A 14,485-nucleotide genomic window follows, 5' to 3' on the forward strand; every position below is an offset into this window, starting at 1 on the left:
TGGTTGCACTGTGGTTTGACAAAAATACCATTTATAGCCTTAGTCAAATAGATTAGAGCGGTGTTGATTGCTCAAAGCTTGGAAGTAACTGGGTCTATACTCAGCACTCAGCACTCAGCGAGAAGTTGCGTGCGGGGGTTCCCCCCGTTGAGCAAACTTCGGTAACTCAGCACTCTACTATGGGCTGGTAAATGGTAAAGGAGTCCCCTACAAACGCGGGTTATAAAGCGTTTGCTCGGCCATTCAGTCTGACATGGTATTAGAAGGAATAAATTACCCTAGAGTGGTTACTGAAAAAGCTATTTATTTAGATTATTAATGATTATTCATATTAAGTTAACATAATTTTGCGATTAAGAAACAAGCAGTTTTACTCTTTACGATAATTTTGCGATCGCGATCAAAGAGAGTTGAGCCACATTTTGGTACTGTCGTACCTCGGTTATTATGGGCTTGCATGTATTCTTGAGAACGAGTATCTATGGTTTGAGCGATCGCACCATAAACTTGATTTACCCAATCACTAGCACTGTCAGTATCCAATTCTCGGAGATATTTCAGGGCTGCTTCCGCCGTCGGACTATGAAATACTACTTGTATATCTGATGACTGCATTCCCGCCAAAGCACAGTGGGCTGCTAAAATTTCCCGCCGTCCATCTGCCAAATGATGATGGGTGTGGAAAATGCCTCCCGCCAATTTCAACAACTTGCCATGATAACCAAACAATAAGATTTCTTTAACACCTAAAGCATCCGCCTCAACTAACATCGGCCCCAACCAGTTAGCCGTTTTTACCAATTGTTCGGGATTAATACCGATTTTCTGCGCCAAATCTAAACCATTCTCGCCAATGCAAAATACCAAACTCTCAAAGCGACTGGCTTTTTGTTGTAATTCTGCCCGAAACGCAGTTAACTGGTCTGGTGAACTTAAAGGTTGGGAAATGCCGGTTGTTCCTAAAAGCGACAGTCCTTCCACTACACCAAAGGCAGCATTAGAAGTGCGGACAGCCAGCGATCGCCCTTCGGGTAAAATAATCGTGACTGTGATTTTCTCCCCTGGTGCTAACATCCGTTGCAAGTTTTCTTGCAATAAGTTTTGGGCATAACGATAAATCGCAGGTTGATCATCTGCATCCAGAATTTTGCCAATTCCCTCGCCACCTTTAATTGTGACTGCTTGTGCTGTTTCACCACCCCAAGCCACCATTGCCCAAATTGGTGTATCTTTTGTCAGGTCAAGATTATCACCAGGATCACTGCGAGTAATTCCCAAGGCGAGATTTTCCGATAGTCCCGCCACTTGTTCTATCGGGATTTCCGCGATTTGTGCTGGTGTAATTAAGTCAACCGCCACAGTTTGCACAGGCTGATTTTGGCGTAACCAATGTAACGCCGCCATCGCCGCCGCACAAGCAAACACAGGTAAAGTGTATCCTGCTTTAGTCATTGGTTAATGGTCATTTGTCATTAGTGCTGAGTGCTGAGTGCATCAATTTTGGATTTTAAATTTTGGATTTTAGATTAGGAAAATCTTTCAATCTAAAATCGGCAATCCAAAATCTAAAATTCTTCTGCCCCCGGTCGCCGAACGTTCGCGCAGCGTCTCCGTCAGGAGAAGTCGAGGTGCTACTTTCTACTCCCACAACTCTTTCACACTCCCACTTCTGCCAACAAAGCTTGCATTGCTTCCCAAGAGATGCCTTTTTCGATGTAACGGGGTGCTTCAGGATTATAGGGGCTGGCGATGCGATCAATACTGAGAATTGTGGCCTCATCTAATAGGATTGGGACATCGGGATCAAAAGCTGTGGGACGCATCAAAGAACTAGAAAAACCTTTGAAGACGGCAATTTTGTCTTGTTCATCGCCTATTTCCACCGTAATCAATAAAACTTCTTGGGGGCGTTTGCTGGTGTACTGTTCTAGGCGCTTGCCAATGGAATTATTCATCAAAATTGAAAATTTGTCTTGGAGTTAATTTAATGAGGTGTTGCTGAACGTCCTTGTTTGCCCAGCTTAATCAGAACAAAGTAGCTTAAGTAAAGTACATAAATCACTAAAAAGGTAATGCCCAGAAAACCGAGAAATGCAGGCTTGCTGTTGTGATGGAAGTAGTCTTTAAAGATTAAAGGGGCTTCAAACCAGACTCGACAATAGGGACTTTTAATGGCTGTTTCGGAAAAGGCACAACCGATAAAAGGAACAAAGGCGATCGCACCAAGTAAACTATAAACTGTTACAGCCCAGCGCCAAGAAGTAAAAATCAACTTTAACAGGCCAGTTTGTTGATACTCAATTTCATCATTGAGATCCACCCAAAACCACAGAGAAATCGGAATCAGGATACGCGCTATCAACCCAGAAACAAAGCTGACTGGATACTCAGCAATCATTAAATAAATCGTAATTGCCAACAGACTTGCCACTCGCCAGTAAATCATTAACAGGCGTTGTATTCCTTCTGCCCTCTGGACAAATGCCCAAATCAGCAGAATTAAGGGAATAATCAGTGTAAATAATACTGCCAGTCGATAATCCGCCCAGACATAAGGGCGAAACCATACATCTTCCATTATCTTTGCCAGACGCTCAATAAAAAGTTTGCATGAAGAACAGATATTTAATAATAACGGATACTTCTGGAAATATTAGAAATGACTATAAGACTCTCATCAGGCAGTAGTTACGGAAAAATATTTAAATATAGGATTCATATTTGATTTGGGAAAAAAATCAGCACACCCAGAGCAGGCTTCTTTCCTACTCCCTACTCCCCATTCCCTACTCCCTGCTTACACAACTAAATTCAGGAATCAAACCGTATTCCTATAGCTCATTGATGTATGGTTACTCACTTCATCCTTCATCGGGGTGAAATGTGCTTGTGTAGAGTAAAAAAACAAGCAACTTGTGTATCCTTTACTTTTGTAACCTGTACTAACTGATAACTTGCGATTTAGGATGAGTTAAAAAACATACCCTAAAAATGATCAAGCACAAGGTCACAGTAAACAGATTTTGGTTGCTTGCTTGATTGGATGAATAGAAATTTACCCACTCAATGTCTATTCATCGTAAACTCGACACTCAACTGCTTCTGGGTTGTCGTCACAGTACTGTTCTAGAGAATTTTTGGGCTTATTTTGGCGCTGGTGAGAGGCTTCAGCTTGCAGTTCTTCAACTGCATCCCAAGCGGCTGCACACTCAGCAGAATTGCTACCTGAGATGTCGCAGACAGCACGAGCTTGTTCTACTTCTGCTTGAATTTGTTCTTCGATATCAACTTTTGCTTTGGTTTCGCTCATAGCTTTCGTTTTGCTGTGTGTTGTTAATACTAGTATAGAAAAATTCAAAAATTTCTATTTTCTGTACTATCACTTATCATTCTACCTAATTAGTTGAGCCACTTAGTATCTATGGCCGCCTGATGATAGATAACCACGGTATATTGGGATATCCAGGCTGTATTTTTATCTATCTTTTAAGATTTTGTAGAGTCAGTACTGCGAAAGTGCATCTATAAACTATATTTATTGCATGATTTATTGCATGTAATGGTTATTGATGAATATCTGTCTTTAAAGACTGCTAACAGGAGGTAAAGCAAGGCGGTGAGGCAGTCTGTGAGACGCTTTACCTTGTCAAAACCTTGGGCTAAAAGCACGATGAAAAAGGAAGAGATGAAATTTCATGGCAGATCAAATGCAGTGGGCTAATGCCCTATCAACCCGTCCTTCTCTAGAAGCCGCCATTACAGATGCGGTGCAGAAAACTACGTCTTCGTTAACAGCACCGGCGGATTTAGGGCTGGTATTTATTTCATCTGCTTTTGCTAGCGAATATTCTCGGCTTTTACCTTTGTTGGCAGAAAAATTGTCTGTACCCGTCATGATTGGTTGTAGCGGTGGTGGAGTAATTGGAACTACATCAGATGGGCAAACTCAAGAGATCGAAGCAGAAGCAGCTTTAAGTTTGACATTGGCACATTTACCAGGGGTTAATATCCAAGTTTTTCATGTTTTGGCGGATGAATTACCCGATTTGGACAGTTCGCCAGATGCTTGGGTGAATTTGATTGGTGTGGAACCATCCGCTAAACCACAGTTTATTTTACTGTCTAGTTCTTTTTCTTCCGGTATTAATGAACTTTTGCAAGGATTAGACTTTGCTTATCCTGGTTCGGTGATTGTGGGCGGACAAGCTAGTGGTGGCGGTATGGGTGGAAGACAGGCGCTATTTTGTAACGATCGCCTCTACCGCGAAGGCACTGTCGGCTTGGCTTTAACTGGTAATATTGTGTTAGAAACCATTGTGGCTCAAGGCTGTCGCCCCATTGGTAAACCAATGCAAGTTACCAAAGCCGAACGCAACATTATTTTAGAACTAGATGAGCAAGTGCCTTTGGTGGTGTTGCGTGATTTAATTAATAGTCTGAGCGATCAAGAACGCACTTTAGCCCAACATTCTTTATTTGTTGGGGTGGCGATGGATGAATTTAAACTGGCTTTGCAGCAAGGAGACTTTTTAATTCGCAGTATTTTAGGGGTAGATCCCACGGGAGGCGCGATCGCAATTGGCGATCGCGTCCGGCCTGGTCAACGTTTACAATTTCATTTACGTGATGCCGAAGCTTCCGCAGAAGACTTGGAATTTCTCTTGGAAAGATATCAAAACCAAGAAACTTCCTCATCCTCAGCAATTGCCGCGTTAATGTTTGCTTGCGTCGGTCGAGGCGAAGGACTTTATGGTAAACCTAATTTTGATTCCTCATTATTTAGGCGCTACTTCCAAAATATCCCCATCGGGGGCTTTTTCTGCGCTGGCGAAATTGGCCCTGTAGCTGGTAATACTTTCCTACATGGTTACACTTCTGTATTCGGCATTTGTCGTCAGTCGGAGTTTTAAGTGCTGAGTGCTGAGTGTTTTACACTGAGCGCAGTTGAAGTGTGAGTACTGAGTAGGAGTAGACAAGGTAGAAAAATTGCTCCCTTGTCTCCCTGCCCCCTGCACCCTGCCTCTTCTATTTCTCCAACAACAAAGTACTGTTGTTATCAATAAAATGCGGAGTACCACAGCGAGCGATCGCACTGTAAGTTTGAATATAGTGACGGACATTTTGCGGAAATTGGGGGTAGTCAAATAAAGCATCGCCATCGGCAATTTTTGACCAAAAGTCACGTAAACTGGGGGCTAGGGCTTGTGCCTGCTCTGATGGTAAATTTAACGGTGGATGAGTGAGAAACTTCATCAAAAAAGGTAAAGAGCGATCGCCCATCCATTGTTTTGATAAATATTGCAAATTGGGAAAATCCGGTACAGATTCCACTCGATGCGATAATACTTGCAACCATTCTCTGCCGTAGTTATCTTGGCGAAACTCAAACACCCGATAAGGATGAGGATAACTCACTAAAGAGCCAGTAGTAATATCATAAACTCCATCTGAGCAGGCAATATCCTGGACATGCAGATGTCCTGTAAATACTAACTTGACGTGATATTGACGCAGCAATTTCAACAGTTTCGGCGCATTTTGCAACATATAGCGGTTCCCCATCGGATGGCGCGACTGTTGGGGTATATGCTCAACTACATTGTGATGTATCATCACTAACACTAACTCTTCAGTGGCTGTGGCTAAAACATTTTCCAACCAAGTTAGCTGTTGCTGATCTAAACGTCCTAACTGCTTACCTTCTGCATCAAAAAAATTGGAATTTAAACCAATTACCCGCACTCCCGGTAACACTTGATGTGTGTAGTAAATTTGCTCAGGATTGTCATAGCCAAACTTGCGGTAATAATGGGGAAAATCAGCAAAACCAATGGATTGATGATCTGCCATAATTACAGGTACATCATGGTTACCCGGAACAACATAAACCGGAAAGGGCAACTTAGATAAGCGTTGTTGTAACCAAAGATGATTTTCTGGTTCACCATGCTGGGTTAAATCGCCTGGAAGCAACAGAAAATCTAAATCAAGTTGTGTTAAATGTTCGATGACACTTTCAAAAGCTGGAATGCTAACTTCCACCAAATGAAAACGACTGGGATGATCCCAGATTGTATGGGGAAGTGCAATGTGTAAGTCGCTGACTACAGCAAAGCGAAAATTGAGAGCCATTGATTTGCAGACAAATTTAAAAATACAGGTTAAAAAAAGCCTTTTCCACAAAGTATAACCTTTGCCTTGTCTACTCGGCTGGAAAATACTTAACATTTGTAAATAGAGTAAAATTCAGATCCCCGACTTCTTAAAGAAGCCAGGGATTTATTTATTCACCTATTATTGAGCAGGAATATATTTTTTAGCGTAAGAATTCAGGAGTCAGAATCCAGGAGCCAGAATGTTAGAAAACTTAATCACATTCTTCTTAATCACGATTAATTAATCATACTGAATTACTCTTAAATTCTGAATTCTGACTTCTGTATGCTGAATTCTTACTTTTTAGCTTCCGAAAAGTTGAACTTTAAATTGGAAGATCAATGATGTGTATATGTAAAAATACTGAAGGGGAGACGAAATAGGTTCAAACGCTTTTTGTGTAAGGTTTGGTAAACCCATAAGGGACAAATTTGGGTGAATTTCAAATATATTTGTGTGGAATTAGTGGCACAATTAGTGAAAATAATCGCAACAAATGGAAGTATTATCAACAAGGTTTCAGAGATATGGAGCTGATCGAGGTTATATTGTTACTTATTTAACCTTACCTTCAGGAATAGACTATATAATAATGTTTGCATTAAAGTCAGTCATATTTTTTAGTTATTTAGGAGATTGATCAAGTGCAGAAACATGAACTTGCCAGAGTTAATCTTTTGAATCGGGGAGAGAAAAATAATGATGATTTAATTACACAAAGAGTTTTCCTCTTTCGCTTAGTAGCGTTCATACTTTTGAGCATTGTGATTTTATCTGGCTTGTTGGTAGCAGGTTGGTTTGCCGGTGAAATGACAATTAATCAGTTTTTTGCTCAAATTTACACTTGGCAAATGAACCCACCAATGTGGTTAGAAGCGCCAATGATACATAATAAATATTTACTTTCTCTGACTTTAGCATTGCTAGTTACAATGTTTGCCGTGATGAAACTTTCACCCCAACCGCGTGTTTGGTCACAAAGGTTAGTCGTTGGCATATTAATTATTTTGACGGTGCGTTATTTGTTATGGCGATCGCTCTCTACCTTTAACTTAGCTGACCCCTTAAATGGCACAATTAGTTTAAGCTTATTTGCTCTAGAAATTGTGATCATTTCTAGCAGCTTAATCGAATTATTGTTAATGTTAAATATTAAAGAGCGTCACCGGGAAGCCGATGAAAAATCTCTAGCGGTTATCAATGGTGAGTTTACACCATCAGTAGATATTTATATTCCTACATACAATGAACCAGAGTATATCGTGCGGCGTACGATTATGGGTTGTCAAGCCCTAGATTATCCTCAAAAAAACATCTATCTTTTGGATGATAATCGGCGCACAGAAATGGGAAAACTAGCAGTCGAACTGGGGTGTAACTACATTAGCCGCCCCAATAATCAACATGCCAAAGCCGGAAATCTAAATAATGCCCTGACTCAAACTAGTGGTGAATTAATTGCTGTTTTTGATGCAGATTTTGTGCCTACCACTAACTTTCTCTTGCGGACTGTGGGCTTTTTTCAAGATGAAACTATAGCCATAGTGCAAACACCACAAAGCTTTTATAATGCTGATCCCGTCGCTAGAAATCTTGGTTTAGAAAATATTCTTACCCCTGATGAAGAAGTTTTTCATCGCCATGTTCAATCAGTCCGAGATAACGTTGAAAGTGCAATTTGCGCTGGTACTTCTTTTGTGATGCGTCGCGCTGCATTAGAAAAAACGGGAGGATTTGTTACCGAATCTTTATCAGAAGATTATTTTACAGGAGTTAATTTAGCGGCTTATGGCTATCGCATTATTTATTTAAATGAATTACTCAGTGCAGGTTTAGCCGCAGAAAACATAGCTGCTTATGCAACTCAACGTTTGCGTTGGGCGCAAGGTACACTCCAAGGGCTGTTTATTCAAACTAATCCGTTGATTCTGCCCGGATTGACTTTAACTCAAAGATTAGCTCATTTAGGAGGTTTTTTGAGTTGGTTTGCCAATGTCGCACGAATTTCTTTTTTGTTAATGCCTTTGGCTTATTCATTTTTGGGTGTAATTCCCATTCGGGCAAACTTACCAGAATTAATTTATTTTTGGTTACCTCTTTATGTAGTCAATCTTTCAGTATTTGCTTGGTTGAATAAATATTCGCGTTCGGCGTTTTTATCTGATATTTATTTTCTAGTGTTATGTTTTCCTGTGGCTTGGACTGTTATTCAATCTTTATTGCGTCCCTTTGGCAAAGGATTTAAAGTTACACCTAAAGGACTGAGTAGCGATCGCTATACTTTTAACTGGAAATTAGCCTTACCTTTAATCATACTATTTATTGGTACAGCTATTAGTTTGTGGCAAAATCTCTGCATGAGTGTACTTAAACAAATGATAGCCACACAAGCACCTGCAATGGCTGAAAAAACTGTCGGCATAGGTGTGGGTTGGCTATGGAGTGTTTATAACTTAATCATGATTGGTTCAGCTATTTTAGTTTTTTTAGATGCACCCAAGACGGATAAATTTGAATGGTTTGATTTACGGCGAGTTGTAGAGTTACAAATTGGCAGTGAAAGCTTTTGGGGTGTCACCACAATGATGTCAGAAATTGGTGCAGAGATAGCACTAACTCAGCAACCACCCATCGATTTATTAGTTGGTCAAACAGTCGAAATCAAAATTGCTGAAGAAAATTTACAGCTAAAAGCAGAAGTTGTGCATCAAGGATTTGCTAATGAGTTTCCTATTATTCGCCTCCAGTTTGAATCACTCACTATTAGTCAACATCGTCATTTAGTAGAAATATTATTTTGTCGTCCCGGACAATGGAAGCGTCAAAATGCGCCGGGAGAGTTAATTTCTCTATGGTTAATATTAAGAATCTTGCTAAAACCCCGCTTTATTTTTAATCGCAAAATTGATGTTAATCCAGTGGTTGTAACTAAGGTGTAATTAACAGATTTTGGCTAGATTAAGCCACCCAATTCCAAATAGAAAAATTAAAAGCATAAGCATAAAGTGATATAGCAAACCAAGTTAAAATTGCATATCCCCAACGATTGTTGCGAGAAAACACTAAGCCTAATGCCCATGAAAGTGACACAATGCCATAAGCATAACGATTAATAGACATCAAAGCTCCAGAAAATATGATGAGTAACAAATAAAAAAAACCGTAGGTTACAGCCGTTTTACTCAACTGGTGGCGAAAATACCACAACATATAACCGCCACCAAATACCATCACAACTTTAATTAAACTATCTCTGCCCACAGCAATAGCATCCGTTAAAATGTACCACCAACTTGGTTGCGCCCATGTTTTTTGGATATGCACAAATGCTAAAGGATCTTTGAAAGCAATGGCGCAATATATACTAAATGAAATTAATCCTAATGGGACACAAAGCCCCGCAATATAAGCACTTAATGGTTTCTTTTCTTGCCAAGCAACCAAAATAAACGTAGGTAATAATGTAATTCCTGTGGCGCGAGTTGCACTAGCCAACGCCCCACAAACAGCAGCCCAAACATATTGACGATTATCAAATGCTCGCAAAGCTGCCGTAGTCAACAATAGAAACAAACCTTCAGTATAAATAACTGTGCCGTATAAAGAAAACGGACACCAAGCCATTACAGCAGTTGCCCATCTGGCCACATTAGTTCCATGACGTTCTTTTACCCAGTAGTACAAAAGAAGTAGCGCCCCAAGGAAAGTGAGGTTGTTCAATATTGTTCCCGCCACTTCAAAGGGTAAGCCAAACATCATTAACCCACGACTAATTAAGGGGAATAGAGGATAAAAAGCAATAGAATGCTGGTTGCCATCGTTAGCATAGCTATAACCTTCAACAGCAATTCTGCGATACCATTTACCATCCCAATGAGAAAATAATTCCCAACCTGGTTGCGGAAAGAAACCACGAGTATAGTCTAGTGGATATGGAGGTTGCCAGTATGGATGCACAGGTGATGTGTGCATGAAAGGAGCAACAACTTGCATGGCAAAGATAATTACAAGTCTGCTCACCAACCACATTAAAATTACAAAAAGATAGCCATTGATTTTAGAATTATTATCTTTAGGTTGTGTTTCTAGCGTGATTTTCATGCTGAAATTGAGCAGCTTTATCAAAATAGCTACTTTAAATGTTTATAACACAAGGAATTAATTGATATCTTGCACCAAGCCAATGAAGTCGTGGGTGGCTACAAGAACAAAACCCTTGATTTGACATTAGTCCGCGTGGTGCGCCAAGCGCAGCGCAAGCGCGATAGGCGGACTTTGTTTTTATAGCCGCGAATTCCATTCGTCAGGGTTAGGTGCAAGATATGTGTTAATTCAAATTTTTCAAAGATGGCTGAGTCTCATTCAATGTTCCAAGTCACTGGAACAAAACCTTGATTATCTTCATAATAATCAGGAAGTTCATTGATGAAAAAGGAAATTTCGTCATTGGCTAATAACTTTAAAGTTATGCCTGACCCAACAGATTCGCATTGTCCATTGTGTTCAACTACTAAAGCTCCAATGTTATGCTTTGGACAACGTAGACGATTTTGATATTGATATTGTTGCGTTTCATAGCCTCTTGATGACACAGAACCCCAATCACTTCCTACACTCCATAAAGATTCACCATTAGGACGAAAATACACGTTAACTACTTTACCAGTAGGATTGGTAAATTTAACACCTTCTTTATTTTTGGCAGAAATATTTAGAGTTCCACTTTGTTGTGAATTTACTCCTACCCCTGTTGCAATCGCCGCACCCGAAGTCATCGAAGGAGTAGGTGAAGGGTTTTTATTGGTTGTTTCTAAAATGGCATTGTAGGATGCAAATAATCCAGCTACGGCTGTGACTAAACCTGCGATCGCTGTGAGTATACCAGGAACTGTAGTCCAGAAATTTCCTGTCTCTTTATTTTCTGTCATAGAATATTAAATAATTTTAATTTAGTTTTGATTTTTTAAAGCAAGAACATTATTTTCTATTAGTCGATAGAAATAATATACTATATATTTACTTTTTTCAGATGATAGATTTAAAAAATAATTTACCGCAGTCTTAATGTTGAAATAAATCAATCGAAACCCTGTGTAATCTTATGAATTAGGTTTTGCAAATTTCTCAAATCTCGGATGAAGAATAACTATTTTTTATTCCTACAAAGAGAGGAAAAAATTATCCTAATCATATCTGAACAATAGATAATAATTGTGCGATCGCATCGAATTTCAGCTTTATCAAGGTTTATTTTAGATTATTCTCTATTGAATTAATAAAATAGAAATAAGCTAGCTTAATATTTTGTCACACAAAATATTACACTATCAACTTTTAGACAACTAATTACGTGGTAGAATAATGATTGGGCGTGGATTAATTGGTTTACGTAATTCCCAGAGTGAGTAATACTCATCTCGATAAACAAGATTTATTTTGGCTTGGTATTGAGTCGCTAATTTTTGTCGCCAAGTATCAGTAATGTTGAAGAAGAAAATTTGGGTATAGCCTTCTGGTATTTTGGGAATAATTTGATTTTTCACCAATTTTAAACGGACAGTTGGCTCTAAAAGATAACTCAAAGAAAAGATATTACCATAATTAACTCCTTCCGCGTCACTAATTAATAATGGACGGGGAGAACGATGAATAATTTGGCTAACTTGGAAGTTATCATAACTCACGCCTTTATTCCACCAAATTTCTGCTTGATAATATACCCGCGCCGAAACTAGTCCACTAATAATCAGCAGTGATAGAATAATTTGCCAAATTCTGCGTCTTGCTAAACCACCGTTATTAAGTTGTGTAGCTAACAAGTAAGCGACAGCAATTTGAATACCTAAATAGGCTGGGAAAAAATATGGTTCAGAACCTATTTCGATGCTGCCAGAGCTTAAGGCTGATAAAATTAATGGTAAGGACGGCACTAAAATCAAAATCACAATAAATAGCCAAACTTGATAGTTAGCAGTCATACAGAGAAAGGCAATTGCACATCCTACCAAAATTACCAAAAATCCTAAAATTAGATAACTGTAATTGTCATCTAACATCATATCCAAATCAAAAAATATTCTTCTGAACTGTGTTAATAGAAATGAGAAGACAGGCTGTGATGGTAATTGGCTATTTACTTTATTATTTGAGATTAAGAATTGAAAAAATTTGGCTAACCCAATGATGAGCCAAGGAATAAATGCAAAAAAGGCGACAACTGAGGCTGAGAGGTAAGCAAGAAAAGCTTTATTAAAACGAAATCCGGCAATTGTGATCACATAAATTCCATGTGCGATCGCAACCAATATACTCCATATACAGGTATAAAAACTTAATATTAAAGTGACTGTATAAAGACTCCAATTCGTAAACTGATCTGGTGCTGATTTATTACCAGATTTTGACTCTAGCCGTAAAGCGCGAATGAGTGCTGCACTGTTAATGATAATAATGACAAACCACAGAATATATTCTTGGGCTTCTGTGCCATATATCAGGTAAACTGGAGAAACTGCGGTAAGTGCGATCGCAATCCCAGATACTGATAACGATAAAGGAAATAATTCCCGACATAACCAATAAATAGCCGGAAATACTAACAAGCTAATACAAGCTGATAAACTGCGAATTGCTGTAATTGAATTACCAAAAATCTCTAGCCAAAATCGTGCGATCGCAAAATAAAGTGGTGTACGCTGGGGATTTTCTTTAGCTAAAGACATAATTGTATCACTCAGTCCTTTTTGTGCATTCACACCTTGAAACTGAGTGAAACTCTCTGGCGAAACAACACGGTTATTAAATAATTGCTGCTTGACTTCCGCGACTGTATAACCAGAAATTCGCAATGATGTATATGTTTCATCATGGGAATAAACTTTGCTATCTAGGTTAAAAAAGCGGAACAATACAGCCATCACCAGCAAAACAATAATTAAAAACCGCAACCAACTTGGCATGATTGTGTTCTGCTGCATAGTTACATAAATTATAGGGAGATGAAAGATGGCGATCGCTAGTCAAATTATTTATTATTCAAACACTTGGGTAAATGCCATTTTGTAAAATTTTCCAGGTTAGAAATAGTCAAAAAATCAATAGTTTTAAACTGTCTATCAATCGCTGGCAAACTACATATTTTAGCCCCGATACTTAAATAAGCTTGTAAAATTTTGGGAATTTCCACTTGACATTTATCTAAAGAAGGTGGCGTAATTTCTAAACTGTAGGGCGAATTGGGAGATACTAAAATACTTGAATGTGTGAAATTGTTTTTTTGAAAAAAATGATATGCACAAGCAGCTTGTCTCGCAGATTGCGTTAGTAATGAAGCACAACCAAAAAAGTATTTATTCTTACTCCATATAAGATAATTTGCTAGTCCTTCCCACAGTAATAACAAGGCTTGACTGTGACGAAATTCTTTAGCAATACACGCACGTCCAACTTCTACCGATGCTTGCAGTATATGTTCAGGCATTGTGCTGAGATTAAACACATCAGCCGCATCAAAACCTAAACCTTGAGATGCCATTTGATAAGTTTGCATCCGATAAGTGCCAATTGTTTGACCAGTTTGTTTGGAAATCAACATTAAATGATGACAAACTTCATCAAATTTATCTCTATCCATCTGGGTGAGGCTAGAACCAGAAAATCCCAAGCCTAATTCCAGATTAAAGACTTCAAACCGCAAGCGGAAGATAGATTCTAATTCTTCTTCAGTTGCAGCCAGTCGCAAAATATACTTGTCGGTTTGAAGGACTGGAAAATCTGTCCAAGAAGAAGAAAGATTGCGTGAATAATGAATGTTGCGGTAAGAAATTTCCATCTGTCTTCCAACTGAGATGTGCGGAGATATCCTAGTCAATTCACACGCTTTACTCAAACATTCGATGCACCATCATACCAAAGCGTTACAGGCGTAATTTTCTAGGATACATTTCCAGAAAGGTCTTTTGATAAATCTTGACTTAGTAGCGTGTCAGGTTTATCTGAGAATTATCACCAAACCTCTTCTGAAAACAGTATTGATTTTCCCCATTTCATCAACAAATCCTCTCCCCGTCATGATTTGAGAAGTTAGTAGAGTCACCAGAGTGAGAAATGAGTGCTTTTATTATGCCTTTGAGTTAGAGAAAAATCTGGCAATAAGATACAAATTTTACGAATACATGGATTAATTTTGTTGTCAATAGACAATTTTCAGATATCGTAGTGTTTCTTAGTTCAATGTTGATAGAGAGAAAGAGGCTAGAGGCTAGAGCTAGTCCAGGTAGAAGCACCGATGATAAATTGCAGAAAAGCTCACTATCAGAGTTTCTTCATT

11 protein-coding genes are annotated in these 14,485 nt (G+C 38.9%); 2 read left to right on the top strand and 9 right to left on the bottom strand.

The window, feature by feature from the left end; genetic code table 11:
* Positions 1 to 336 precede the first annotated feature (336 nt).
* From cbiD to H6G74_RS12850, 4 genes are all read right to left on the bottom strand, one after another.
* Entirely contained in the window at positions 337 to 1,452 is a 1,116-nt protein-coding gene (gene cbiD, locus H6G74_RS12835; RefSeq protein ID WP_190968035.1) for a cobalt-precorrin-5B (C(1))-methyltransferase CbiD, read from the bottom strand.
* A 203-nt stretch (positions 1,453 to 1,655) separates the two neighbouring features.
* On the bottom strand, positions 1,656 to 1,955 hold the full coding sequence (locus tag H6G74_RS12840; protein ID WP_190968036.1) for a DUF7734 family protein: 300 nt from the start codon (positions 1,953 to 1,955) through the stop codon (positions 1,656 to 1,658).
* A gap of 29 nt (positions 1,956 to 1,984) precedes the next feature.
* Positions 1,985 to 2,578, bottom strand: coding sequence for a DUF3177 family protein (locus tag H6G74_RS12845; protein ID WP_190968037.1), 594 nt, complete (start codon positions 2,576 to 2,578; stop codon positions 1,985 to 1,987).
* 492 nt (positions 2,579 to 3,070) lie between these two features.
* Positions 3,071 to 3,310, bottom strand: a complete 240-nt coding sequence (locus tag H6G74_RS12850; RefSeq protein ID WP_190968038.1) for a Calvin cycle protein CP12 — start codon at positions 3,308 to 3,310, stop codon at positions 3,071 to 3,073.
* 385 nt (positions 3,311 to 3,695) lie between these two features.
* Between H6G74_RS12850 and H6G74_RS12855 the strand changes: the two genes are divergently transcribed.
* On the top strand, positions 3,696 to 4,910 hold the full coding sequence (locus tag H6G74_RS12855; protein WP_190968039.1) for an FIST signal transduction protein: 1,215 nt from the start codon (positions 3,696 to 3,698) through the stop codon (positions 4,908 to 4,910).
* Between the two features lie 115 nt (positions 4,911 to 5,025).
* Here H6G74_RS12855 and H6G74_RS12860 read toward each other — a convergent pair whose 3' ends face one another.
* Entirely contained in the window at positions 5,026 to 6,132 is a 1,107-nt protein-coding gene (locus H6G74_RS12860; RefSeq protein WP_190968040.1) for a metallophosphoesterase family protein, read from the bottom strand.
* A 668-nt stretch (positions 6,133 to 6,800) separates the two neighbouring features.
* Here H6G74_RS12860 and H6G74_RS12865 point away from each other — a divergent pair.
* Entirely contained in the window at positions 6,801 to 9,095 is a 2,295-nt protein-coding gene (locus tag H6G74_RS12865; RefSeq protein ID WP_190968041.1) for a glycosyltransferase, read from the top strand.
* Positions 9,096 to 9,114: 19 nt separating this feature from the next.
* Here the strand turns inward: H6G74_RS12865 and H6G74_RS12870 are convergent, their stop codons facing one another.
* From H6G74_RS12870 to H6G74_RS12885, 4 genes are all read right to left on the bottom strand, one after another.
* Entirely contained in the window at positions 9,115 to 10,257 is a 1,143-nt protein-coding gene (locus H6G74_RS12870) for a hypothetical protein (protein WP_190968042.1), read from the bottom strand.
* Between the two features lie 257 nt (positions 10,258 to 10,514).
* A complete protein-coding gene (locus tag H6G74_RS12875) occupies positions 10,515 to 11,084 on the bottom strand; it encodes a hypothetical protein (protein WP_190968043.1) in 570 nt (189 codons plus the stop codon).
* Positions 11,085 to 11,498: 414 nt separating this feature from the next.
* Positions 11,499 to 13,133: a glycosyltransferase family 39 protein gene (locus H6G74_RS12880; protein ID WP_190968044.1), complete on the bottom strand. Its 1,635-nt coding sequence runs from the start codon at positions 13,131 to 13,133 to the stop codon at positions 11,499 to 11,501.
* Positions 13,134 to 13,180: 47 nt separating this feature from the next.
* Positions 13,181 to 13,987, bottom strand: coding sequence for a GNAT family N-acetyltransferase (locus H6G74_RS12885; protein WP_190968045.1), 807 nt, complete (start codon positions 13,985 to 13,987; stop codon positions 13,181 to 13,183).
* Positions 13,988 to 14,485 lie beyond the last annotated feature (498 nt).

It is taken from the genome of Nostoc spongiaeforme FACHB-130 (assembly GCF_014698475.1).
GTDB lineage: Bacteria > Cyanobacteriota > Cyanobacteriia > Cyanobacteriales > Nostocaceae > Nostoc_B > Nostoc_B spongiaeforme.

Excerpts from the sequence above, each read along its gene's own strand:
- cbiD (WP_190968035.1), bottom strand. The coding sequence starts at position 1,452 with ATGACTAAAGCAGGATACACTTTACCTGTGTTTGCTTGTGCGGCGGCG.
- H6G74_RS12840 (WP_190968036.1), bottom strand. The coding sequence starts at position 1,955 with ATGAATAATTCCATTGGCAAGCGCCTAGAACAGTACACCAGCAAACGC.
- H6G74_RS12845 (WP_190968037.1), bottom strand. The coding sequence starts at position 2,578 with ATGGAAGATGTATGGTTTCGCCCTTATGTCTGGGCGGATTATCGACTG.
- H6G74_RS12850 (WP_190968038.1), bottom strand. The coding sequence starts at position 3,310 with ATGAGCGAAACCAAAGCAAAAGTTGATATCGAAGAACAAATTCAAGCA.
- H6G74_RS12855 (WP_190968039.1), top strand. The coding sequence starts at position 3,696 with ATGGCAGATCAAATGCAGTGGGCTAATGCCCTATCAACCCGTCCTTCT.
- H6G74_RS12860 (WP_190968040.1), bottom strand. The coding sequence starts at position 6,132 with ATGGCTCTCAATTTTCGCTTTGCTGTAGTCAGCGACTTACACATTGCA.
- H6G74_RS12870 (WP_190968042.1), bottom strand. The coding sequence starts at position 10,257 with ATGAAAATCACGCTAGAAACACAACCTAAAGATAATAATTCTAAAATC.
- H6G74_RS12875 (WP_190968043.1), bottom strand. The coding sequence starts at position 11,084 with ATGACAGAAAATAAAGAGACAGGAAATTTCTGGACTACAGTTCCTGGT.
- H6G74_RS12880 (WP_190968044.1), bottom strand. The coding sequence starts at position 13,133 with ATGCAGCAGAACACAATCATGCCAAGTTGGTTGCGGTTTTTAATTATT.
- H6G74_RS12885 (WP_190968045.1), bottom strand. The coding sequence starts at position 13,987 with ATGGAAATTTCTTACCGCAACATTCATTATTCACGCAATCTTTCTTCT.